At 66.6% G+C, this 23,383-nt stretch carries 16 protein-coding genes and 2 pseudogenes; 5 read left to right on the top strand and 13 right to left on the bottom strand.

Going from position 1 to position 23,383, the window contains the following annotated elements; all coding sequences use genetic code 11:
• Positions 1-103 precede the first annotated feature (103 nt).
• Positions 104-628: a DUF6622 family protein gene (locus K5K93_RS02400; protein ID WP_222389629.1), complete on the bottom strand. Its 525-nt coding sequence runs from the start codon at positions 626-628 to the stop codon at positions 104-106.
• 230 nt (positions 629-858) lie between these two features.
• Complete coding sequence (locus K5K93_RS02395) at positions 859-2,388, bottom strand: serine hydrolase domain-containing protein (protein ID WP_261311907.1); 1,530 nt, start codon at positions 2,386-2,388, stop codon at positions 859-861.
• Positions 2,389-2,561: 173 nt separating this feature from the next.
• Here K5K93_RS02395 and K5K93_RS02390 point away from each other — a divergent pair, with 173 nt between their 5' ends.
• Entirely contained in the window at positions 2,562-2,996 is a 435-nt protein-coding gene (locus K5K93_RS02390) for an EamA family transporter (protein WP_088479180.1), read from the top strand.
• A 32-nt stretch (positions 2,997-3,028) separates the two neighbouring features.
• On the opposite strand, the gene K5K93_RS02385 is transcribed toward K5K93_RS02390, so the two are convergent.
• Positions 3,029-3,364, bottom strand: coding sequence for a hypothetical protein (locus K5K93_RS02385; protein WP_222389626.1), 336 nt, complete (start codon positions 3,362-3,364; stop codon positions 3,029-3,031).
• A 348-nt stretch (positions 3,365-3,712) separates the two neighbouring features.
• On the opposite strand from K5K93_RS02385, the gene K5K93_RS02380 reads away from it, so the two are divergent.
• On the top strand, positions 3,713-4,975 hold the full coding sequence (locus tag K5K93_RS02380) for a divalent metal cation transporter (protein WP_222389624.1): 1,263 nt from the start codon (positions 3,713-3,715) through the stop codon (positions 4,973-4,975).
• A 170-nt stretch (positions 4,976-5,145) separates the two neighbouring features.
• Here the strand turns inward: K5K93_RS02380 and K5K93_RS02375 are convergent.
• A pseudogene (locus K5K93_RS02375) lies at positions 5,146-5,691 on the bottom strand (AMP-binding protein); the annotation flags it as partial.
• A gap of 127 nt (positions 5,692-5,818) precedes the next feature.
• Between K5K93_RS02375 and K5K93_RS02370 the strand changes: the two are divergent.
• Together K5K93_RS02370 and K5K93_RS02365 are read left to right on the top strand one after the other, a co-directional pair.
• Positions 5,819-6,514, top strand: a complete 696-nt coding sequence (locus K5K93_RS02370) for a VIT family protein (RefSeq protein WP_093818577.1) — start codon at positions 5,819-5,821, stop codon at positions 6,512-6,514.
• 499 nt (positions 6,515-7,013) lie between these two features.
• Positions 7,014-8,261 (top strand): arsenic transporter, encoded by a 1,248-nt coding sequence (locus K5K93_RS02365; RefSeq protein WP_222389621.1) that lies wholly within the window; start codon positions 7,014-7,016, stop codon positions 8,259-8,261.
• 37 nt (positions 8,262-8,298) lie between these two features.
• Here the strand turns inward: K5K93_RS02365 and K5K93_RS02360 are convergent, their stop codons facing one another.
• Complete coding sequence (locus tag K5K93_RS02360; RefSeq protein WP_222389619.1) at positions 8,299-9,648, bottom strand: chloride channel protein; 1,350 nt, start codon at positions 9,646-9,648, stop codon at positions 8,299-8,301.
• A 125-nt stretch (positions 9,649-9,773) separates the two neighbouring features.
• On the bottom strand, positions 9,774-10,826 hold the full coding sequence (locus tag K5K93_RS02355; RefSeq protein ID WP_222389616.1) for a sensor domain-containing diguanylate cyclase: 1,053 nt from the start codon (positions 10,824-10,826) through the stop codon (positions 9,774-9,776).
• A 249-nt stretch (positions 10,827-11,075) separates the two neighbouring features.
• Between K5K93_RS02355 and K5K93_RS02350 the strand changes: the two genes are divergently transcribed.
• Entirely contained in the window at positions 11,076-11,258 is a 183-nt protein-coding gene (locus K5K93_RS02350) for a hypothetical protein (RefSeq protein WP_222390942.1), read from the top strand.
• Positions 11,259-11,554: 296 nt separating this feature from the next.
• Here the strand turns inward: K5K93_RS02350 and K5K93_RS02345 are convergent, their stop codons facing one another.
• The 7 genes and pseudogenes from K5K93_RS02345 to K5K93_RS02320 all read right to left on the bottom strand — a co-directional run bounded on the left by K5K93_RS02345 (position 11,555) and on the right by K5K93_RS02320 (position 23,343).
• On the bottom strand, positions 11,555-12,427 hold the full coding sequence (locus K5K93_RS02345; RefSeq protein ID WP_222389614.1) for an aldose epimerase: 873 nt from the start codon (positions 12,425-12,427) through the stop codon (positions 11,555-11,557).
• Positions 12,417-13,382 (bottom strand): glycoside hydrolase family 43 protein, encoded by a 966-nt coding sequence (locus K5K93_RS20220; protein ID WP_314819835.1) that lies wholly within the window; start codon positions 13,380-13,382, stop codon positions 12,417-12,419. Before K5K93_RS20220 ends, K5K93_RS02345 begins: the two co-directional genes overlap by 11 nt.
• Positions 13,383-13,406: 24 nt before the next feature.
• Positions 13,407-14,879: pseudogene (locus tag K5K93_RS20215) on the bottom strand (MFS transporter); the annotation flags it as partial.
• A gap of 10 nt (positions 14,880-14,889) precedes the next feature.
• Positions 14,890-17,562: a glycoside hydrolase family 3 protein gene (locus tag K5K93_RS02335; RefSeq protein ID WP_222389611.1), complete on the bottom strand. Its 2,673-nt coding sequence runs from the start codon at positions 17,560-17,562 to the stop codon at positions 14,890-14,892.
• Complete coding sequence (locus tag K5K93_RS02330; RefSeq protein WP_222389610.1) at positions 17,559-19,250, bottom strand: glycoside hydrolase family 43 protein; 1,692 nt, start codon at positions 19,248-19,250, stop codon at positions 17,559-17,561. Before K5K93_RS02330 ends, K5K93_RS02335 begins: the two co-directional genes overlap by 4 nt.
• Positions 19,250-21,232, bottom strand: coding sequence for a sialate O-acetylesterase (locus K5K93_RS02325; RefSeq protein ID WP_222389609.1), 1,983 nt, complete (start codon positions 21,230-21,232; stop codon positions 19,250-19,252). Before K5K93_RS02325 ends, K5K93_RS02330 begins: the two co-directional genes overlap by 1 nt.
• Positions 21,229-23,343 carry an alpha-glucuronidase family glycosyl hydrolase gene (locus tag K5K93_RS02320; protein ID WP_222389608.1) on the bottom strand — a complete coding sequence of 705 codons (2,115 nt, stop codon included), beginning with the start codon at positions 23,341-23,343 and terminating at the stop codon, positions 21,229-21,231. The genes K5K93_RS02325 and K5K93_RS02320 overlap by 4 nt, the downstream gene beginning before the upstream one ends.
• Positions 23,344-23,383 lie beyond the last annotated feature (40 nt).

Here is a 23,383-nt window from a genome sequence, read left to right as displayed (position 1 = left end):
GTGCGCCCTGGAGCGCGCCCGAGGACGCATTTTCGCTGCTGCGAGGTGAATGTGGTGAGGGCGCGGCCGAAGCGCGTGTACCGCCCCTCATCCTGGGCTGGACTCAGCCCGCAGGCTGCATCCCACCGGGCGTTGCCCGCCGCGACGCCGCCAGATAGCGGCAGTACTTGCCGATGAAGATGCCGGTGAAGCCGCCAGACAGCAGGAGATAGGCGGCGCTGAAGCCTGCGTTGCTGCTCAGGCCGGGCGCCACGGCCAGCGCCGTTTCAAAACCGTACTTGATGACGAACGTGACCAGCAGCAGTGGCAGCAGGCTGTAGTCGGCACTGCGCCACAGCGTGCCCGTGGCGGCGTCCACGGTCAGCGTTGCCCGGCGCAGCAGCAGCCAGCCCACTGCCGCGCCGGCGCAGATGCCGGCCAGCCATTCGCCCCACGCCAGCGGCGAGCCGCCATAGCGGTGGCTGATCGACCAGATGCCCCAGACGCTGAACAGCGCCGGCACGATGGCCAGCTTCCGCAGCGAGGTCTGCCCCGGCCGCATGGCCGCGATGCCACGCGAGACCAGGAACGCCAGAAGTACCCAGACCCAGATGGGGGTCTGCCAGAGAAGTTGCTGCAGCAGGTTCACGGGAGATCCTTTCGGTGAGTGCCGGCCAGGCAGGCGGCGGTGGCGCTCACTATTGGCGGTACGCATTGCCCGGACAAGTGACAGGTGTCAGCGATACGATCTGGGAGTGTCAGGCGCGGGCACATGCCGGCCTTCCGGCCGGACGCCGAAGCATGCCCTGCCCTGACAGGCATTCCTCCATGCCCTCCCATCCCCGCCTCCGCTCTCAGCCAGAAGCGGGCATGCCGCGGCTACCGACTCGGCGGCTCGCGGGCCGGCGTGGCGACATAGGTGCTGCTACCGCGCTTAAGCAAGAAACTGCCCGGCGTGCCGCCAGCTGTCTGCTGGAACTCGACCGTCATGTCCTGTGCGGTCATGAAGAACCGGGTCTTTGACTCCGCAAACAGCTGCATCGGGCGTTTGGCGAACAGTTCGCTCTGCAGATACAGGCGGTCTCCTTCGGCGATGACCTGCGCAGGTTTGCCCGCCAGGGTGTAGTTGCCCGCAAACATCGCATTGGCCACGGGGTCGGGGGCCAACGCCAACTTCTCGGTGATCTGGAACTCTGGCCAGCCGTACTCCGCCGCCACGCTGACCAGGATCTCGTCGATCAGCGCTGCGCCGTTGTCGCTGTTGGTCATCACCACCACGCCTTGCCCGGTGTGGGTGTAGCCATAAAGCTGCGAGCGGAACCCATCGGTGCCCCCCGAGTGCGAAAAGCTGGTGCCGTCGCCGATCTGTTCAACGTACAGCCCCAGGCCGTACTCGCCTTGCCCACGGCGCAGCATTGTGGAGGTCATCGCACTGGACAGAACCTTGCCGGGCTTTCCGGACTGTGCCTGTTGGATGTCGAGGATCACGTTGGCCAGATCGGTCGGCGTGGTCCAAAGTGCGGCGGCCGCCGATTGCGGATACACATGCCAACCGCCCGCCAGGGGTGTTCCATTGCTGTCGTGGGCAGAAGCAGCCCGTTCCTGCCACGTCGGCGGCAGTGTCAGCGCGAACGTACTGTCCTTCATGTCCAGCGGGCCGAGGACCAACGCCTGCATCAACTCGGGGAACGGCCTCCCGGCTGATTCGGTCATCATCAGCTGGACAACGCTGTAGCCGCCTCCGGAGTATCTCCATCCGGTGCCGGGCGTGGCCTCTACACGAACCGCTTCGGAGTTCGCTGGCGGCAGGCCATCCAGCACCTGCAGCAGCGAAGGCACCGGCTGGCCCTGTGCGTAGCCGTAGAAGCCATGCACGTTCATGCCGGCGCTGTGGTTGAGCAGACCGCGTAGCGTGACAGGGCGTTGCTGGGTGAAGCGGTTGTCCGGAATCTTCCAGCTGCTGAGCTGCACATTGGCGGGAGCGTCCAGGGACAGCTTGCCCTGCTCGACCATGCGCAGCGCGCCCAGTGCGCTGATCGTCTTGCTGATCGAGCCAGCCTGGAACAGGCTGGCCGGCGTAGCGGCGCGTTGACCGGCCGCATCGAGTACGCCGTAGGCGCGGGCCCATTCGAGCTGCCCATCATTGATGAGGGCAATACTGACCGCTGGAACGTCGTGGAAGGCCATGCGGCTGGCAATCGATGCCTTCTGGCCGGGCGCGCCCTTGACCACGACACGACTGGAAAGACCCTGTTCCACACGGGCAATCCGTGACTGGATGGCGGGCGCCGGCTCCTGCGCAGGCGCCGATATCACCACGAGCATCAGCAGGACGGATACACCGCTGGAGCGGAGACGCAGCAGCCCGGCAGACGGGGTTTCCAGCGCCTTGCGATAGGTGCCGAGCATCAGTGATGCCTTCTGCAGAATGGGAGCGGTACGTGAGATGGCGTCCGGGCGGAAGCCCGCCTCCATCCTGTCCCGGATAACGCCAGCAGTGGAAACGAGCGCGATCCAGGAGTATTACCTGCAGCAGATATGCAAGGCTTCGCCGCCGAGACTCTCAACGAGGAGCAGGACAAATGCAGAGTATTCCGCAGTGGCTGTTCTGGGCTGGATTGTCCGCGATATTCGCTGCGCTGACAGCACTGTTTGCCAAAATGGGAGTAAAAGGCGTCGACCCGGACCTGGCAATGTCCCTCCGCACCCTCGTGGTTGCCGCGGTGATCCTGCCCTTGGTGGTGGCAACAGGCAAATGGTCCAATCCGCTGCTTCTTCCAGGCCGAACACAACTGTTCCTTGTCCTCTCCGCCTTGGCCACCGGGGCCTCGTGGCTCTTCTATTTTCGCGCGTTGCAGGTAGGCGAGCTGGCCAAGGTTGCGGTGGTTGACAAGCTGAGTGTGGTGTTGGCGGTTGGCCTGGCATTCCTGTTGCTGGGAGAACGACCAGCGCCCCGTGAATGGGCTGGAATCGGCCTGGTGCTCGCAGGGGTCATTGTCCTGGCCACAAGGAAGTAGCGCATCCATGCCGGTCCTGACCATCCTGTGGCCTACGTGGCGGACTGCTGGTTTGCAGCTGCCGTGAATGCCGGCAACTCCGATCCCGCCAGGGAATTGGTGGCGTTCTTGCGACGGACGTAGACCTCTCCGGATCGGATCACGATTCCGGTGTGGAGCTCCATTCTGGAGATCAACAGATCCTGTCCGTCAAAACTTCCGCCGGACAGAATTGCCCTTACGCGTCCTTCAGGGCAGGCTGATGATCTGACGAGAGTGAGGGCGACCGGGACTGGCGACCGGCACTTCTCATGTATCAAAACCTTGGGATCCGCCGCGACGTGGGAGCCGGCTGAGCCGTGGTCGATGGATTCGATGAGCACGCCCATATCGCGACTCTCCATACCGCAAATTTCGCTCCCACCGCAATTTGGGCGCTTACAGACGGCATTAATAAGCGCTCGCGCCCACCTGATTACTCTTCCATTCACTCTTAGATTAAGTGACGAACCTGTAAAGACGCCCGGCAGCGATGCCGGCGGGGTTTTGTTCCAGCGACGGATTTCCAGCGGAACGATGGATTGGCATCCCGTCTACACATCACCATCACGGGGCATCGGCGTAAGCATGCACACGAAACCGGCAGTCATGGTGTCGCGTCCCCTTCGTCAAGAACGTCGACTGTGGCAACGGCCCCTCAACCTCCCTTGTATCCGAAGGGCTCCACGCGAGCAAACGTGACCAGTCGGACGCTTGCCCTTCGCCGCGCACTGAGAAAGCTGGGCCCTGGCCTGATCACAGGGGCTGCGGACGACGACCCCAGCGGCATTGCGACCTACTCCCAGGCCGGTGCCCAGTTTGGGTTCGGGATGTTGTGGACGGTTGTGATCACCTTGCCACTGATGGTCGCCATCCAGACCGTGAGCGCCCGCATCGGCTACGTGAGCCGACGCGGGGTTGCAGCCAACATCCGCGAGGCTTACCCACGCTGGGTGCTGCTGTGTGTAGTTGGGCTGCTGGTCACGGCCAACACGCTGAATATCGCAGCCGATATAGCAGCAATGGCCGGGGCGCTGCGCATACTGCTCGGCGGGTCGGCGCATGTCTACGCGGTAACCTTTGGTACGACCTGCCTCCTGCTGCAGATCTTCGTACCGTACCGCGCGTACGTCCGCACCCTGAAATGGTTCACCCTGGCCCTGCTGGCCTATGTTGCCGTTGCCTTCTCGGTAAAGCTGGACTGGATATCGGTGCTGCACGACGCGGTGTTGCCATCCATCGCCCTCACCAAGGAGACGCTGTTGATGGTGGTGGCGATCTTTGGGACCACCATCAGCCCCTACCTGTTCTTCTGGCAAGCCGCACAGGAAATGGAGGAAGCCCGCGACGAGCGCCCCAGGCGGGAGCAGGAGGTGCGCCAGCACCTGCGCAGGATCAAGGTCGATACGCTGATCGGGATGACGTTCTCGAATCTGGTGGCGTTCTTCATCATTCTCAGCACCGGAGCGACGTTGCACATGTCCGGCATCACCGATATCCAGACGTCCACCCAGGCTGCCCAGGCGCTGCGTCCGGTCGCCGGCGAATTTGCCTTTCTGCTGTTCGGTATCGGAATCATCGGCACTGGCATGCTGGCGATCCCGGTGCTGGCCGGTTCGGCCGGGTATGCGGTGGCCGAAGCCGCCGGATGGCGTGGAACGCTGAGCGCGCGCCTGGATCGTGGCGAAGGGCGTGGCTTCTACGGCATCATCGCCGCCGCAACGCTTGGAGGGGTGGGCCTCTGTTTCACGCCGTGGGACCCGGTCAAGGAGCTGTTCTGGTGCGCGGTGCTCAATGGCGTGGTGGCCGTGCCGATCATGGTGATCATCATGCTGCTCGCCTCGCGCACCGCCACCATGCGCGGCCACACGATCGGGCGGCGCCTGCGCGTGATGGGATGGATCGCCACCGGGGCGATGGGCCTCACTGTGTTGACCATGCTGGCAACGCTTTGGAGATGATCGAACGGGGACTTCAGCACGTTCGTGCGATTGACGTCTTCACGCCAGCCACAGGTCAATGAGCGATGTACGCTGGCCATTCTACACGCACCTCCAGGCCGCCGAGCCGGGCAGACGTGCCAAGCCGTACCGAGGCACCATGCGCGTCGGCAACCTCCCCGACAATGGACCAGATAGCGCAGCGATGCAGGAAGAGCGGCGCCGTGCTCGGCTGCCATTACCAGCGCAAGCAGCAGCTGGGGCACGAGAATGATGCTCTCCGGTTGATATCTGTGCAGGCAGCGCAGCAGCGCGGGGACATCCAGTCCGGACGCGCCCGTGTAGCCGATTTCCTGCAATGACGGCAACGCGATTTCCGCCGACAGACACACACCGTGCGGGCGCCCGGTACTGCCAGAGGTGTAGGTCACGCACGCGGTTCCCTCTGGCAGCATCCCGCCAGTGCCAGGGTCCAATTTCCAGCCCTTGGCGTCGATACCGGGAAGCGGTGGCGCTGGGCTGCCTGCAGGCCCCGGCGGCGATGCTGCCGCCGACGTGACCAACAGCTGGGCGCCGCTGGTGTGCAACGCATGGCGCAGCTGTTCTTCGGAGAAGAACGTGGGCAGCGGAACATGGACGCCGCCGACCACGCGCAGGGACAAGTCCAGCACCAGCCAGTCCAACCCGTTGTGTTAGTGATTCGACAGGATATTGTTGGGCGACGTTGCGCGCTCCAGCCTGTGCCTGCAGGTGCCGGGCCTGCGGCCCGGCTCCCGCATCTACGGCCTGGCCACGTGGCGCCATCGCACGTGGAGAATTGGGAGTACGCTTTGCCTGCGCTCCCTTCTTCCCATCGGACACGACATGAGCCACGGAGAATTCCATCGTAGTCAGCGCGGCGGCTGGTTGCGCGCTGGCGTCCTGGGTGCAAATGATGGACTCATATCGACCAGCAGCCTGGTCGTTGCCATGGTCGGTGCTGGCGCGGTGACCCAGACCATTCTTGTCACTGGCCTCTCCGGCCTTATCGCCGGTGCACTGTCGATGGCGGCTGGCGAATATGTTTCGGTCAGCTCACAGGCCGATGCCGAGAATGCTGACGAAAAGAAGGAGCGCGGTGAGCTGGTGAACCAGCCGGAAGCGGAGCTGCTTGAGCTGACGGGCATCTACGAGAAAAGAGGACTGACGCGAGCGCTGGCAGAGCAGGTTGCCCGCGAACTGACCGCACATGACGCGCTTTCAGCCCACCTGCGCGACGAGCTTGGGATTCACGAGGTACTCAAGGCAAGACCACTGCAGGCGGCGGTCGCTTCTGCAGCTTCGTTCATTGTGGGTGCACTGCCCCCCGTTCTTCTGGTTGCAGCCTTGGATCGCAGCAACCTGGCAGCAGCGGTCGTGGCCACCACGCTGTGCCTTCTGGCCGCCCTCGGCGCGGTCGCGGCCCGGCTTGGTGGAGCGTCGCCATTGCGCGGCACTCTGCGGGTCGTGGTCTGGGGGGCAATAGCAATGGCGGCCACTTATGGAATAGGCGCCTGGTTTGGCGTGCTCGCTGCCCCCTGATTGCGCTGCTACGCGCCACCCATCGCCATCTGCAGGCTGTTTGATCGGAGGTTGATCGGGTGGAGATGGACTACGCAGATCGCAATGAAGCCGTGTCGAGACAGGCAGTGGGTGAATGGAAAGCGTGGCATGCGCCGCTTCCCTCGGCGGCTGGGTCATGCACGATGGAGAACGGCGCCTTGTCTACAGCAGAATGAAGCTGCGAGCCTGCTGCCTGTGCCGGAAGTTCGTCGCTGGTTGGGTCCTCATTCTCCTTGCCGGCCAGCGGCCGGCACTACCCATGCGATGCGGATATCCGGGATCGATATTACCGTGACGCATCACGGTGAATGGCATGCGCCTTCGATCGGGCGCATGTCGGGATCTGAAACAACCCTTTACTGGCGGGGCCGGCGCTACAGCCGGCACGGTATGATGCCGACTTTCTCGCACTTGCCATCGTTGCAGCGCGCGTTTGCTGTTGGCTACGCGCCGGTGCAGCCGAGACCCCACCCACGCCATGCTCGCTTCCTGTTCCCCCTTCATCATCTGGGCGGCCGTGGCCGTTGCCACCGTCGGCCTGCTGTTCCGGCCGTTCCGCATTCCGGAGTACGTGTGGGCGCTGGGCGCGGCAGCGCTGCTCCCGCTGCTTGGGGCGGTGTCGCTAGGCACGACCTGGCACGCGGTTGCCGAAGGGCGGGATGTCTACCTGTTCCTGGTCGGCATGATGGTGCTGGCCGAACTGGCGCGGCGCGAGGGCCTGTTCGACTGGCTGGCGCTGTATGCGGTACGGCATGCAGGCGGCTCGGGACGGCGGCTGTTCGATCTGGTGTTCCTGGTCGGCACGGTGGTGACGGTGTTCCTGTCCAACGATGCCACGGCGGTGGTGCTGACGCCCGCGGTCTATGCGGCGTGCAAGGCGGCCCGCGCCAACCCCCTGCCCTATCTGTTTGTCTGTGCGTTCATCGCCAATGCGGCGAGCTTCGTGCTGCCCATTTCCAACCCGGCCAACCTGGTGGTGTACGGCAACCACATGCCGCCGCTGCTGCAGTGGCTGGCGCAGTTCGCGCTGCCGTCGCTGGCCGCGATCGGTGCCACGTATCTGGTGCTGCGCTGGGTGCATCGCCGCGAGATCGCACAGCCATTGGCAGCGTCGCCCGAGCATCGCCCGCTTACCGAGGGTGGCCGCCTCAGTGCGCTGGGCGTGTTGTTCACCGGCACCGTGCTGCTGGTGACCTCCGCGATGAACGGCCCACTGGGCCTGACTACGTTCTGTGCGGGCGCCCTGAGCATAGCGGTGGTGGCGATCCGCCAGCGCCGCAGCCCGCTGCCGCTGTTGCGCCACGTCTCCTGGGGCGTGCTGCCGCTGGTGGCCGGCCTGTTCGTGCTGGTTGAAGCGGTTTCGCAGACCGGTGTCATCCAGACAGCGGCCAGCAACCTGCAGGCGCTGGCGCAGACCTCGCCGCACCAGGCCGGCTGGCTGGCCGGAGGCGCTGCCGCACTGCTCAGCAACGTGGCCAACAATCTGCCGGTGGGCCTGGCTGCGGGCTCGCTGGGGCAGATGGCCGAGCTGCCGGCGCAGACGCGCGCGGCGTTGCTGATCGGCGTGGACCTGGGCCCGAACCTGTCGGTGACCGGCTCGCTGGCCACCATGCTGTGGCTGGTGGCGCTGCGCCGCGAAGGCGAGCATGTCAGCGCGCTCGACTTCCTGCGTGTCGGCGCGCTGGTGATGCCGCCCGCGCTGATCGGGGCGTTGCTGCTGCTCTGATCAGGCGTGGACGGGACGTTCGCCTGCAGGTGAGCGTCTACTCCGTAGCGCGAGATGCAGGGGCGCCCTGCTGCCCCACGGGAAGCGCGCTGCTGGCCAGCAGCTGTTCGGCCAGCCCGCGGTAGATCGGCACGCGGCAGACCATGCCTGACACACCCCGGGCAATCAGCACGGTGGCCAGGATCGGCAGCAGCAGGTCACCGCTGTCGGTCAGCTCCAGCGAGATCACCGCCGAGGTCAATGGCGCCTGGGTTACGCCCGTCAGGTAGGCGCACATGCCCAGCAGCACGAATGCCTTCGGGTCCACCGCCGGCATCAGCACCGCCAGGTTGTGCCCCAACCCTGCCCCCACCGCCAAGGCGGGTGAGAACAGTCCGCCAGGGATGCCCGCCACGTAGGACGCCAGGTTGGCGAGCAGCTTCATCAGGCCGAACTCGTGACCAACGATGGCCTGACCCTGCACCAGACTGCGCGCCTGCTCATAGCCGGTACCGAACGCGCCGTCGCCGAAGACCAGCGCCAGCACCACCACGATCACGCCACAGGCAGCGGCCAGTACCACGGGATGGTCCCCCTTGAGCCTGCCCAGCCAGCGCGGATGACCTGACATGGTCAGCAGTACCACCCGGGCGAACAGACCGCCGAGCAGGCCGGCGACCACGCCACACAGCACGATGGCGCCCCACGCCTGGCCCAAGGGCAGCAACGCCGTGACATGCCCGAAGTAGGTGTAGTTGCCCAGCAGGCCCAGGGACACCACGCCGCCCACGATGACCGCCGTGAGCAGGGTGCCCGAGAAGCGATGTTCGAACCGGCCGCTCAGCTCCTCGATGGCGAACACGATGCCCGCAAGCGGCGTATTGAAGGCTGCGGCGATGCCTGCCGCGCCCCCTGCCAGCAGGAAGTGCGACAGCTCGCGGGGATCCTTGAACCCGAACCAGCGCCCGAACAGGTACATCAGGCTGGCTCCCACATGCACGGTGGGGCCTTCGCGGCCAACCGACGCGCCGCCAAGCAGGGACAGCGAGGTCAGCAGCAGCTTTCCCGCCGATACCGCAGGCGAGAGGTTGGTCTGCCTGAATTGCGGGTCCGGCTGTTCCAGCGAAGCGATGACCTGCGGAATGCCGCTGCCACGGGTGGGCCTGAGCGCACCGACGGTCAGCCACGCCAGCAGCGCGAAGATGCCCGGGGTAAGCAGCAACGCCCACCACGGGGAATGGGCAATGACACGCTGGAAGACATGGAAGGCGGCATCACTGGCCTTGGCGAACACAATGGCGACCAGCGCCACGGCCACCGCGCCACTCCACAATGCCGCGCGCCGGCGCCATCCTTCGGTCAGCACCATCGCCGAAATACGGGTGCGGAGATGTTGAAGATTGAACATCGGGCGATTCTGCAAGTGCCGGTGGCCCCGTGGAAGTGGCGAGTGTGGCGGTTGGCCCTCCTGCATCCGGTGAAATGTCAGGCTGCTCTCCACTCACATGAACCGTACACCGCCCCCGGCGCAGATCACTCGGCGCAGCTTGCAGTGTTCTTGCCATGCCGCTTGGCGTGATACAGCGCTTTGTCCGCCTTCGCCAGCCAGTCCTCTGCGGTCGCCGTGCCAGCGGCTGCGGCGATGCCGATACTGACGCTGAACTGGATATCGGTTGTTCCGGGCGCGCCTGGCTCCTGCAGGTAGTGCCTGATCTGCTCGGCCACACGCATGGCCTCCACCGGTGTCCGCTGGACCAGCAGGATGGCGAATTCATCGCCGCCCAGCCGCGCCGGCGTGTCGCCCGGCTGGGCCAACTGGCGCAGCACCGCCGCGATGCGGCGAAGCACCTCATCGCCGGCACGATGGCCATGCGAGTCATTGATCCGCTTGAAATCATCCACATCGAGCATCAGCAGGCAGGCGTTCCCGCCCAGGTGCTGCCCCGTCTGCAGCACCTGCTGGGCGCGCTGGATCAGGAAGCCGCGGTTGGCCAGCTCCACCAGCGGATCCATCCGGCTCAGGCGCTGCAGCTGGCGGTTCTGTGACTTCACCCGGCGCGCCAGTCGCCAGCTCAGCAGGCTCAACCCAATGCCATAGACGAACAGGAATGGCAGGCTGAGGACAACGGTGCGCTGCGAGGTGATGGGTTGATAGGGCAGGCCCAGGGCAAGCCAGGTGGCGGCGAACCCGACCACCAGGGCCAGCGTTGCCCTTGTGGCCAGGCGGATGCCGCCGGCGGCGATCTTGTCGGCCACCAGCAGTGCGGCAAACAACGCACTTGGCACGGTGCTGAGGGCCATGAAGGCGATCCATGCGCCTCCCAAGAGAGAGTCGACGATCATGCAGCGGAACTGCGCTGCTGCAGGCTCGCGGGCGCGACGTGTCAGGAGCATCGCCAGCGCCGGCCATGCGATGGCGTTGAGCAACAGCAGCACCCAGGGCGCAGCATCCGCCTGACGCTCGAGAATGATCGAGGCAATCGGAAGCGCGCCCAGACCATTTCCCACGAAGCGCATCCAGCCGATGCGTCGGGCCGCACCGACGCCCTCGACGGCGACTTCTGTTGAGTCAGTGAAGAACGGCATTGCCAGCTCTCCTGATGATCACTCCCCTGCCATTCACCCGGATACCCCTTTGTGCGCGAGTCTGACACCTGTGCGTCAACGACAGGTCAATGACGCAAGGAGTGCTGCCATCGCAGCCGCATGCCGAGGCTGCGCACATGGGTTGATGGGCCGTGCGGCGGCCCTTCATCCGTCTGTGTTGCAGCGTTAACGCTCACTGGCAGAGGCTGGTCAACACGCCCGAGGAGCATTCCAGTGAACGAGAAGCAGCTGCAGGATGACCTGCCTTTCAACCCTGGCGCCGACGTGGATGATGCGTCGAAGCGCCATACCCCGGACAGGCTCAGGAATGACAACGCTACATGGAAGGAGCACGACATGCCCGATGATGGTGATGACCCCAAAGCTACGCCCGACGACTACGAGCGGCCTGATCCCGATCCGACCCGGTAAGCACGGCGGGTTGACGCCAATTGAAGCCAACGGTGCGTGCCACGCGACATGGCGAGCCTCCCTGCTGAAGGTGCGACCGCAGAGCGTGCCGTAGGCGCGCGCCGGATCGCGGGTTGCCGGCCAGCGGCCGGCACTACCGGACGCGACGCATGGGCAACGCCGGGTCATTGCCGGCGGACGCGAAGATGGGTAGCGCCGGGCCATGCCCGGCGGACGCGAAAAGCAGAAGGGCCGGCAGGTATTCGATGCGGTGGAACAGCCGCAGGGAGTTCCCGGATTCTGCTGCGGACAGGTAATCAGCTGGCGTCGACGCCAGCCAGATCGCCATCGCTGCCGATCTCCCAACGCAGTTCGAAGTTCAGTTCCAGCTGTTGTCCCGGCTGCAACCGGGTCGGCGCCAGCGTGAATCCATCGGGAGGGCCGGTCTGCGGCTCCACGCAGGTGGCGTGCGCCGCCCCGTCGTAGACCACCCAGTGATCGGTGTCGGCGCTCAGCCGCAGCCGCTGGCCGGCGGCAACCAGCGTCACTTCGGCCTGGTTGATGAAGCAGTCATCCCACGGCCCCTGCGTTGGGCGCACGCAGGGCAAGGTGGCGATGCCCTCCCCGTCGCGCCGGTACATCGCGCTGGGCGCGAACAGCAGTCGATCCGGCTTGCGGAACCAGGGATGCCAGCCAAGCACGGCTGGCATTGCCATGGCACCGGCCTGCACCGCGAGGCGCAGCTGCAGGCGGTCGGGCTGCACGAGGATGTGCTGCGATGCCCTGCCCCCGAAGGGCCAATAGGCATCCTCAGGGAGGTCCAGCGACAGCGAGGCGCCGTCCGGTTCAAGGCGGTCGATGCGCCAGGGCCGTGAGAAGCCGACGCCATGGATGGCGTGCGTTCCGAAGTTCACCGGCAGCTGATAGGGCCTGCCGTCGAAGGCGAAGCGCCCGTGGCGGATGCGCCCGGCCCAGGGCAGCATGGGATAGCACCCCCACGCAATGCTTGCCTGCCCGACTTCATGTTCGTCGACAAGCCAGTCCATACCGTCGCAGCGTAATTGGGCGATGCGCCCACCGGCTTCCGGTGCAAGCGCGACCTCCAGCCTGCCTGCCCGGAACCAGTGCAGTGGGCCGGCAGGCAGTTGCGCCTTCGCATCATCCGTGGGCGAGGTCGGCTCAGGCGCCATAGGGATGGATCGTCCGGATGCTGCCGTCTGCTTCCATGTACAGCGGTGTGCACTTGACCGAACGCAGGTGGGTGACCCCGCCGGACAACAACGCGTCGTGATAGAACAGGTACCACCGCCCCTGGAACGCACAGATGGAGTGATGGGTGGTCCAGCCCACCACGGGGGTGAGGATCACGCCGCGATAGGTGAACGGCCCGTACGGGCTGTCGCTGGTGGCATAGCACAGCAGGTGCGTATCACCAGTGGAGTACGACAGGTAATACCGGCCCTGGTACTTGTGCAGCCACGGTCCTTCGAAGAAGCGACGGGCATGGTCGTCGGCGCGCAGCGGCTGCCCGTGCTCGTCCAGGATGACGATCTCCCGGGTGGGTTCGGCAAGCCGGGTCATGCCGGCGTCCAGTCGCCCGATACGCGGGCCCAGTGCCGGCGCCTCGCCTGCAGGTTCTTCATGCGCCGGGTCGTAGCGGTTGTCGCGGTACTTCTGCAGCTGGCCACCCCAGATGCCACCGAAACAGAGGTAGTGCGTGCCGTCGTCGTCCTCGAACACGGCCGGGTCGATCGAGTACGCGCCCTCGATGGGTTCGGGCTCTGGAGTGAACGGTCCCTCCGGCCGATCCGCCGCCGCAACGCCGATGCGGAACATGCCATGGGCGTCCTTGGCCGGGAAGTACAGGTAATAGCGGCCATTGCGGGAGGCGGCATCCGGCGCCCACATCTGCTGGCTGGCCCAGGGCACGTCGCGCACATGCAGCGCCACGCCGCAGTCGGTGGCCTCGCCCTCGGGTGTTTCCATCCGCAGCACGTGGTAGTCCTGCATGCCGAAGTGGCCGCCCTCATCGTCGAAGGGGGCGCCGCTGTCGATGTCGTGCGATGGATAGATGTACAGCCGCCCCTCGAACACATGGGCCGAAGGGTCGGCCGTGTAGATGTGGCTTACCAGGGGCTGGGAGATGGCGTGTGCTGCCAGTTGCTGCAGATCGCTGCCCTGGCGCCGCGACTGCAGGTCCTGCTCGATGCGGGTCTCCATGCGCTTGTTGATCTCGTAGAGGAAGAGCAGCGCTACTGCAGCCAGGAACGGCAGGGAGCAGTACACGCTCACCGTCAGGCGGATGCCGTCCACCACGGCTTCGGGCTGTTGCGGTGCGCCTGCCTGGTAGCCGTGATGGGCGAGGATGCCGGCGACCAGCGCGCCACCGATGCTGAGCCCGATCTTCAGGCCACACAGCATCGCCGAGAAGACGATGGCGGTGGCACGGCGATGGTTCTTCCATTCGGAGTAGTCGGCGACGTCGGCGATCATCGCCCACAGCAGCGGGATGGTGATGCCGTAGCAGAACCCGTGCAGCATGAAGGCAGCGAAGGCCACGGCAACCGCCGTGGGCGGGAAGAAATAGAACGCCAGCAGGAATACGGTGGACACCAGCAAGGCACCGCCAAAGACATCACGCTTGCCGAAACGGTCGGCCAGGCGGCGCGATACGCCGATGCCCAGGATCATGCAGACGATGCCGCAGGCGTTGAACAGGCTGAAGGCCGAGGTTGCCGGATCCTTCGGCCAGGCGAAGCCGGCCAGGCCCAGACCGCTGAGTGCCGCATTGATGGCGCTGATGCAGCGATTGAAGCCGGAGCTGTCGAGGAAGCCCGCCAAGGCGGTCTCGCTCATGTAGTACTGGAAGTAGTAGACGTAGGTGCCGCCCTTCAGCGACAGGTTGATGAAGACCAGGATGGTCAGCGCCAGCATCACCTTCCACGGGCGGTTGCGCAGCAGGTCGGACAGGTCCTGCAGCACCCCGGCAGTCTGTTCCTTCGCCGGTACGATGCGCTCGCGCGTGGTGGCGAAGGTGATCAGGAAGAACACCGTTCCCACCACCGCAAATACCGTCATGACCCGCTCGAAGCCCAGCACCCGGTCGCCGTCGCCGAGGATCAGCACCAGCGGCAGCAGCAGGACCTGGATGATGAACTGCGCGATCATCACCGCCACGAAGCGGTAGGCCGACAGGCTGTTGCGCTGGGCCATGCTGCCGGTGAGCACGCCACTGAGTGCCGAGTACGGCAGATTGTTGGCCGCATACACGAGCATCAACAGGCCGTAGGTGGCCAGGGCGTAGACGACCTTGGCGCGCGGCGCCAGGTCGGGGGTGCTGAAGGCCAGCAGTGACAGCACCCCGAAGGGAATGGCCGTCCACAGGATCCACGGCCGGAACTTGCCCCAGCGGCTGACCGTGCGATCGGCGGCGATGCCGATCAACGGGGTGAACACGAAGGCACCGAGCACGCCGATCACGAAGATGATCGTAGCGGCCGTGGTGGGCGGCAGCCGGTACACATCGGTGTAGAAGAACGCGAGGTAGGTGATCAGCGTCTGGAAGATCAGGTTGGCGGCCAGGTCGCCCAGGCTGTAGCCGAGCTTCTCCCGGATGGACAGCGTGTGCCCGGTGCTTTCCATGCGGCGTGCATCAGTCACGGTTGGCCTCCACGGTGAACCCGGCCTTCGCGCGGATGTCGGCGCTGGAGCTGCCCACCCATGCCTCGTACGCGCCCGCCGGCACGGCATAGCCCCCGCGCACATCGTCATAGTGGCGCAGGGCCTGCTGCGCTTCCAGGTCGAACACCACGTTGCGCCGCTCGCCTGCGGCCAGGTGCACACGCTGGAAGCCGCGCAGTGTCTGGCGTGCGTCGCCAGGCCCGGCCTGCAGCCGTCGCACATACAGCTGGACCACTTCGTCGCCGGGGCGCTTGCCCGTGTTGGTGATCTCGACCTGCACCTTGAGTGTTCCGTCGTTGGCGATGCGCGTTGAATCGAGCTGCAGCCTGCCGTAGTCGAAGCGGGTGTACGACAGCCCGTGCCCGAACGGATACAGCGGGGTACCGCGGAAGTAGCGGTAGGTGCGCCCTTCCATCGTGTAGTCGTCAAAGGCCGGCATGGCCTCGTCCGCCTTGTAGAAGGTCACCGGCAGGCGTCCGCCCGGATTGACGTCGCCGAACAGCGCCTGGCCGACGGCAGTGCCGCCGCGTTGCCCGGGATACCAGCTCATCAGGATGGCGGACAGATTCTGCCGCGCCCAGTCCACCGCCATGGCCGAGCCGCCGGTGAGGACCATCACCACCGGTTTGCCGGTGCCATGCAGCGCTTCCAGCAGCGAGCGCTGGGGCGCCGGCAGGCGCAGGTCGGTACGGTCGCCGCCGGCGAAGCCCGGGTAGTTGACCTTCATCTCTTCGCCTTCGACGTCGCCGGTGAGGCCGCCCACGAACACCACCACATCGGCGTTGCGCGCGGCCTCCAGCGCCGCTTCGAACGGCGGCTTGGCACCGGGCATGCGCCACCCCAGGCGGACGCCGGCATCGCGCTCGGCGTCGAAGTACTCAAGCCTCAGGTCATAGGCGCGGCCGGCCTGCAGGTCCAGGTCCACGCCATCGCCGTGCAGGCGATCACTGGTGGCCCAGTGGTCGAGCACCCGCTTGCCGTCCACGTAGAGGCGGAAACCATCGTCGGCGGCCGCCTCGATCCGGTAGCGCCCCGAGACGGGCGGCAGCAACTGGCCAGTCCAGCGGATGCTGAAACCATCGCTGGGGATGCCCTGCCCCGGTGCGGCTTCACCACGGGCCAGCAGGTTGTCGGTCGGCGAGCCGCGATCCCAGCGGAATCCGATCTGGGCATCGGTGCGGACCAGGGCCGGAGTGCCCGAAAGATCAGCGGTGCGGAAGTACTCGCCGCGCAGGCCGCGCTCCGGCGAGTCCGCCGACGGGCGCAGGTAGGTCGCTTCGATCAAGGGTGTGGCGCTGGGATCGTCGCGCCCTTCAACCAGGTCCACGCCGCGTGCGTAGCTCACCTCGATTCCCTTGGCGGCATCGCGGATGCCCTGAAGGAGGGTGACCGGCGCGGCCGGGGTGCCGAAGTAGTTGCCGAGCAGTGCCATGGTGTCATCGGCCGTGGGGCCGATCACGGCGATGCGCTTGAGGTTGCGCGACAGCGGCAGCACGCCATCGTTCTTCAGCAGCACCAGCGATTCCTGGGCGGCCTTCAGGGCCAGCGCATCATGCGCCGGAGCCTGGTTGACCGACGCGGGAATCTGCGCCCAGCGCACGCGCTCGGGTGGGTCGAACATGCCCAGCCGCATCCGCGCGGCAAACAGGCGGGTCACCGCATCGTCGATCTCCGCCTCGCTGATCAGGCCCTGCCGTACTGCCGCCGGCAGCGTGGCGTACTCCTGGCCGCACTCCAGTTCGGTGCCGTTGCGGACCGCCAACGCGGCAGCCGCCTCGCGGCTGGGAACGATCCGGTGATGTTTCCAGATGTCGACGATGGCCCAGCAGTCGGACACCACGTAGCCCTTGAAGCCCCAGTCACGGCGCAGCACGTCGCGCAGCAGGAACCGGCTGGCGCTGGCGGACTCGCCGTACACCCGGTTGTAGGCGCCCATCACCGCGTCCGCCTGCCCCTCTTTCACCAGCGCCTCGAACGCGGGCAGGTAGGTGTCATACAGGTCGCGCTTGCTCGGGCGCGCATCGAAGTGGTGGCGGTCGGCCTCGGGGCCACTGTGCACGGCCAGGTGCTTGGCGGTGGCGTCGAGCTTGCGGTACACCGGGTCATCGCCCTGCAGGCCGTGCACGAAAGCCACGCCCATGCGGGCGGTGAGGTACGGGTCCTCGCCGTAGGTTTCCTGGCCACGGCCCCATCGCGGATCGCGGAAGATGTTGATGTTCGGCGACCAGTAGGTCAGTCCCTGGTAGCGGCCATGCGAGCCTTCACGGAGGAACTGGTGGTGCTTGGCACGGGCCTCGTCGCTGATGGTGCTGGCCACCTGCCCCATCAGCGGCACATCGAAGGTGGCCGCCAGGCCGATGGCCTGCGGAAACACGGTGGCCTGCCCTGCCCGCGCCACGCCATGCAGGCCTTCGTTCCACCAGTCGTAGGCGGGAACGCCCAGGCGCTCGATCGCGGGCGCGGCGTTCTGCATCTGCGCTGCCTTCTCCTCCAGGGTCATCCGTGCGACCAGGGCAGCGGCGCGGCTTTCAAAGCTGTCCGAGGTGTCGAGCCAGGGCGTGGGCTCGGCTGCGTAACCTGTGCCCGCCAGCGCGATGGCTGCGCACAGGGCTAGCGTGCGGAAGATGGGAGTGCGCGTCATCATTTGCTCCTCAATGCACGCTCGTCGCGCGCGAATGGTCCCAGCAGGGCGCCGACGAAGCCGCCTGCACGATCCGTACTCAACACCGTTCCGTCCACGTCATCGGCCAGTGTCTGCCAGCCACGCCCGTCGCCGCTGTCGAAGGCGAACGCATAGCGGCCTTCGTCACCGGCGATCTTCAGGCGCAGTGATGTCGCTGCCGTTGCCTGGCGCGTTGCCAGGGTGCGGGTGACACCGCCGCCGTCGCGCGCTTCCAGGAAGACCGCCACGCGGTCACCGCCGAGACTGCGCACGCCAAGGAAATACCAGTGGGTCTCGCTCTGGAACGCTGCCAGACCTGCGGCCACGCCCGCCACCGGCCGGGTCATGGCCGTGCTGGATTCGAAGCGCAGGTGCTGCTGGCGCCGACCGAGGAACGCGGGGTTGCGCAGCGTGTCCAGGTTCTCCGCCAGCGGATGCACGGCCAAGGCCCCCGGTCGCTCGCGCAGGTCCGCCCACGGCTGCCTGGGGATGCGCACGCGCAGCCAGCCGCTGCCGAGTGTCGGCGCATCGAATTCGTCGCGTTCGGTGAAATTGCCGGTGGACGGCGCCTGCGCCGCTTCGCCCTGCATCCAGGAGGGCGCTCTGGCCGCATACGGAATGACCTGGTTGGCCGGCAGGATCACCGGCCAGCCGTCACGCCATTGCACCGGCAGCAGATAGGTCTCGCGCCCGGTGTTGTAGTGGCGCGTGTCGTAGTTGCGGCTGGCAAGGAACACCGCCCACCATGAGCCGTCCGGCCCCTCCACCAGATCCGCATGTCCGGCATTGGTGATCGGCAACGGCCTGTCGGCGGGCAGGTCGCGCTGGGTGAGAATCGGATTGCCCGCATACGGCACGTAGGGCCCCCACACATCACGGCTGCGCAGCACCACCTGCGAATGTTGCGGCCCGGTGCCGCCTTCCGCGTCGGAGAGGTAGTACCAGCCATCGCGTTGGTAGATGTGCGGCCCCTCGATCCAGATCGGGTTGCTGGCCGGCTCCACCCCTCCGTCGATCAACACCTTGCGGGGCCCTGCCGGGGTGAAGGTCGCCAGATCCATCTGCTGCATCCAGATGGCACGGTGGCCCTCGTAACGTGGGGGGCCGGGCGGTACATCGTTGTTGAGCAGATACACGGTGCCGTCGTTGTCGAAGAACAATGACGGATCGATTCCGTCGATGCCAGGCAGCCAGTGCGGGTCCGACCAGGGGCCGGCAGGATCACGGGCGGTAGCGATGAAGTTGCCGCCGCTGTCGACGGCCGTGGTGACCACGTAGAACATGCCGTGGTGGTAACTGATGGCCGGCGCGAAGATGCCGCGCGACACGCCCAGTCCGTCGAAGTCCAGCTGCGACGGTCGGTCGATCACATTGCCGATCTGCTTCCAGTGCACCAGGTCCACGCTTTCGAACACCGGGATGCCCGGGAAGTAGGTGAAGCTGGAATTGACCAGATAGAAGCGCCCGTTTGCGGCGACGATGCTGGGGTCGGCATGGAACCCGGCAAGAATCGGGTTGCGATAGTGCCCGGCCGGCAACGGCGCATCGAAGGCCGCGTCGCGACCGCTGTACTCGAACCAATCGAAGTAGACCGGCGGCGCGGGCGGCGCTGCCCACGCCTGCGGCAGCAACGACATCAGCACGAGTACTGGAGCCAGCAGCAGACGCATCAGGGAACCTCCGCAGGGGTGATGGAAAGCTCGAACGGGCCGGCGGGCGCCCCACTGCTGTCGCGCAGGGTGCACACCGGACCATCGGCCCAGCAGTAGCGCACGCGCCCGCCCGCGTCAGCCGGCGGGCTGCGCAGCACGACGTCGTGCCCGTGCAGCACCGCGTCGGCGTAGCGGCAGTGGTGCGCCTCGGCGTCGCACAGCTCGAAGCCGATGGGGCCGTTCGCGCCGGTCGTGACCAGGGTGCCGGTGACCCCGTTGAAGCGGATACGCACGCCGGCGCGCGTGGCCGATGCTGTGTGTGCAGTTGGGCCGGCGGGCGCCAGGCTGCGCTCGCCATAGACCACATGGCGCGCTGCCCGCGCCAGCCGCCGGCCCAGTTCCTGCTTGTTCGGCGGGTGGATGTCGTAGGCATCGCCGATGTCGATGGTCACGGCCAGCCCGGTGCGCGGATCTTCCGCCGCAGCGAGCCGCTGCGCCTCGCGCACCTGCGCCCAGCCACTTTCAACCGGCGCCTTGGGTGGCTGGCCATAGCCGGCCAGCTGCACCAGCAGCAGCGGCGTGTGTGCGCCGAACCGCCCCCGCCAGTCATCACGCAGGCTGCGCAGGCGTGCGAGGTATGCCGTTGCGTCGCCGGTATTGGATTCACCCTGGTACCACAGCACGCCGCGCAGGCCATAGGTGCCCAGCGGCGCGATCATGCCGTTGTACAGCGTCGACAGTCCCGTGGCGGCGTGCCACGGTGCCAGCGGCGGCGCCTGCGCGCCGGGCGCCACCCGGTACTGCCAGCGGGCATCCAGCTCGATGCGCGTACCGTCATCCAGGCCGATGGCGTGCGCGCTCGCCGGCCCTGCAAGGCCCCCCTCACCGTAGGTGTCCAGCACATTGATCACCACGGTGTTGGCGCCGGCTTTCAGCAATCCGGCTGGCAGCGCATAGGTTCGCCGCTCGCCCGCACCGTACTGGCTGCCCACGGCCACGCCGTTCACCCAGGTCATGTCCGTCTCGTCGATGGGGCCGAGCTCAAGCTGTGCGCGCTTGGCGGCCTGGTCGGCGCTCAGTGTCACCTGGGTGCGATACCAGACCATGCCGTTGTAGCCGGCCAGCGCTGGCACACCCCAGCGCTCCCACGCCCCGAGCGTGGCGGGTGCGCGTTGCCATCCACGGCTGTCGGTGCCTGGCCGCCAGGGTGCATCGGCGGCGGCAACGCCGGCGCGCTGGGCCCACCCGTGTTGCCACTGCTGACCCCACCGTTCGTTTGCCGCCGCCGGATCACGCGCGTACAGCGCGAGCACGTCAAGCGCCGGGCCCAGGCCACCCTGCATGCGCAGGGCATTGCTGCTGGTCCAGGCCTCGATACGCGAGCCGCCCCACGCTGCCTGGATCAGCCCCATCGGAACGTCGACGGTCCTGCGCAGTTCACGCGCGAAGTAGAAACACGCGGCGGAAAAGTCACGCACGGTGTCCGGTGACGCGGGGCGCCAGGCCACAGACGCGGAAAAATCACTCTGTGGTGAAATCGCCGCCGCCTTCGGCACGGTGAACAGGCGGATCCCCGGTTCCGTGGCGGAGGCGATCTCGCTGCCTGCATCAAGCGCGCGCCATACGGGAAGCTCCATGTTCGACTGCCCGGAACACAACCAGACATCGCCGATCTGCACGTCACGCACGATCTGGCTGGCATGCCCGGACCGGACCGACATTTCGTAAGGTCCGCCGGCTGCGGCAGACGGCAGCGTTGCGTGCCAGCGGCCATCGCCAGCCGCGTGCGTGCTGACAGCGCGCCCTGCAAACGCAACGGAAACCGAGGCGCCCGGCGTGGCCTGGCCCCATACCGGAATCGGCCGGTCACGCTGCAGCACGGCGTGATCCTGGAACAGCGGATGCAGCAGCGCTCTACCTGGTTCCTGCGCCGCGGCACGCGTGGCGCAGCCGCCCATGGCAACCAGCAGCAGCCAGCCCACCCACGACGTCGGCTTCATCGGCCATCTCCTGGCGCGGAGGGAAACTGCAGGGCCTGGTACCAGGCCAGCGGATGCGGCGGCGCGGCTTCGCCTGCGGGCAACGGTCTGCCGCTCACCGACTGGAAATACGCCACGCTGGCATCGCGCCACCACTGTGCTTCGCGCTGCTGGATACGCAGGAAGGCCGAGACCTGCGCATGTCGTTGCGCATCCACCTTGCCCTGCAGCCCCGCCCAGGTGGCCTGCATGCCCTGCACCTGCCGTACCCCCAGCGAATAGCGCCCGACCAGTTCGTCCCACAGCGTCCGCCCCGAGGCCATGCGGTGATCCCACGGCACGTGGTGGAACCACAACAGCAGCGGCTCCGGAACCCGCGCCAGGTCGCCATACTGCTCGGCCACGCGGGGGGAATACTGGGCCACGGCGTTGCTGCCGCGCGCGGTGCGGTCGAAGCCGATGCCGTTGCGATCCGCACGGTGGTAGTACACCGACGTCCAGTCCGCGCGCGGGCCACCATCGACCCAGGGACCGGGGCCATAGTGGTGTCCCCGCGCCATCAGGTGGTGCAGGCCCAACGGCGTCATGTAGTTCACCGCGGCCTCGCGCGAGGCCATCATCATCCCGACGATGGGCTGCACCACGCCGGGATCGGCCGAGAACGTCAGCGCCGCCCAGTCCGCCGCGATGTCCTGGGCCGATTGCTGCGGATCCCACGCAAGGCGCCCGAAGGCGTACCAGTTGGCCTGGTCGAAGTGCGATCCACTCCAGGTGCGGTCAGTGCCGATGTTGGCGACCCCGGCCATGCCGGCCAGGGACTGCGCCACGGTGGCCCCCTTACCGCGTGTGCGGGTGTCGGCCCGCAGCACTTCCTCGTACAACGGACCCAGGTAAACCAGATGCGTGGCAAAGCCCAGGTACTCCTTGGTGATCTGCACTTCCATCACCAGCGGCGTGCGCGGCATGGCCCCGAACAGCGGATGGAACGGCTCACGCGGCTGGAAATCGATGGGCCCGTTCTTCACCTGCAGCACCACGTTCGGGCGGAACGCACTCTCCAGGCCGGCGAATTCGCTGTAGGCCTGCGTGGCCCGGTCCGCAGGAACGTCGTGCGCATAGACGAAGGCGCGCCACATCACCACGCCGCCGTGCGGGGCCAGCGCATCGGCCAGCAGGTTGGCGCCGTCGGCGTGCGAGCGGCCGTAGTCCTGCGGGCCGGGCTGCCCTTCCGAATTGGCCTTCACCAGGAAGCCACCGAAATCGGGAATGCGCGCGTAGATCTGCTCGGCTTTGTCGCGCCACCAGCGTTGCACGGCCGGGTCGAGTGGATCGGCGGTGCCGAGCCCGCCCAGCTCGATGGGTGCGCTGAAGCGTGCACTCAGGTAGACACGGATGCCGTACGGACGGAACAGATCGGCCAGTGTTGCCGCTTTGTCGAGATAGTCAGGCGCAAGACTCTGTGCGTCTGCATTCACGTTGTTGAGCACCGTGCCGTTGATGCCTACGGATGCGTTGGCGCGTGCATAGTCGGTGTAGCGCGGGTCGCGCCACTCCGGCAACGTCTGCCAGTCCCACAGCGAACGGCCTGCGTAGCCACGTTCGACATGGCCATCCAGGTTGTCCCAGTGATTGAGCACGCGCAACCGGAGCCGTGGCGATTGACGCACATCGAGGGCGTCCAGTGCCGCGCCGGTCTGCAGCAGCCGCAGCAGATGGAACACCCCGTACAGCACGCCGATATCCCGCGGTGCGGCGACCAGCAGCACATCGCGTCCGCCCACCTGTGTGCGCTTGAGCAGGTAGCCTTCCTCGCCCAGCGGCTGCATCTGCGCACGCAACGGCGCGATCAACGCCGACGACTGCGGCGTACCCAGCACCAGCATGGGGCCGGTGGCTGCCGTACCTGCCAACTGCGGAGCGCTGCCGAGCAGCCCGGCCAGTCCACGCTGCAGTTCATCGCGCGCGGCGCGCTGCGTGGGTGTGTGATCAGGGGCCACCACCTGCCCCAGGCGGGTACGGTAGTCGGCAGCGAGGGACGGTTCGAGCGGAACGTAGCGCATCCACAGGGCATGGCCGTCCTCTGCGCGCGCGTCGCCCATGCAGGCCAGCAGCGCCAGCACGGCAGCGAACATCCAATGACACCGCTCGCCATCCGGACCGGACCGCTGGTTG

The sequence above is a fragment of the Stenotrophomonas sp. DR822 genome, from assembly GCF_019793815.1.
GTDB classification, from domain to species: Bacteria; Pseudomonadota; Gammaproteobacteria; order Xanthomonadales; family Xanthomonadaceae; genus Stenotrophomonas; species Stenotrophomonas indicatrix.
This window is presented reverse-complemented; position numbering and strand designations above follow the sequence as displayed.

Excerpts from the sequence above, each read along its gene's own strand:
- K5K93_RS02395 (WP_261311907.1), bottom strand. The coding sequence starts at position 2,388 with ATGCTCGGCACCTATCGCAAGGCGCTGGAAACCCCGTCTGCCGGGCTG.
- K5K93_RS02390 (WP_088479180.1), top strand. The coding sequence starts at position 2,562 with ATGCAGAGTATTCCGCAGTGGCTGTTCTGGGCTGGATTGTCCGCGATA.
- K5K93_RS02385 (WP_222389626.1), bottom strand. The coding sequence starts at position 3,364 with ATGGGCGTGCTCATCGAATCCATCGACCACGGCTCAGCCGGCTCCCAC.
- K5K93_RS02370 (WP_093818577.1), top strand. The coding sequence starts at position 5,819 with ATGAGCCACGGAGAATTCCATCGTAGTCAGCGCGGCGGCTGGTTGCGC.
- K5K93_RS02365 (WP_222389621.1), top strand. The coding sequence starts at position 7,014 with ATGCTCGCTTCCTGTTCCCCCTTCATCATCTGGGCGGCCGTGGCCGTT.
- K5K93_RS02360 (WP_222389619.1), bottom strand. The coding sequence starts at position 9,648 with ATGTTCAATCTTCAACATCTCCGCACCCGTATTTCGGCGATGGTGCTG.
- K5K93_RS02355 (WP_222389616.1), bottom strand. The coding sequence starts at position 10,826 with ATGCCGTTCTTCACTGACTCAACAGAAGTCGCCGTCGAGGGCGTCGGT.
- K5K93_RS02345 (WP_222389614.1), bottom strand. The coding sequence starts at position 12,427 with ATGGCGCCTGAGCCGACCTCGCCCACGGATGATGCGAAGGCGCAACTG.
- K5K93_RS02335 (WP_222389611.1), bottom strand. The coding sequence starts at position 17,562 with ATGATGACGCGCACTCCCATCTTCCGCACGCTAGCCCTGTGCGCAGCC.
- K5K93_RS02330 (WP_222389610.1), bottom strand. The coding sequence starts at position 19,250 with ATGCGTCTGCTGCTGGCTCCAGTACTCGTGCTGATGTCGTTGCTGCCG.
- K5K93_RS02325 (WP_222389609.1), bottom strand. The coding sequence starts at position 21,232 with ATGAAGCCGACGTCGTGGGTGGGCTGGCTGCTGCTGGTTGCCATGGGC.
- K5K93_RS02320 (WP_222389608.1), bottom strand. The coding sequence starts at position 23,343 with ATGTTCGCTGCCGTGCTGGCGCTGCTGGCCTGCATGGGCGACGCGCGC.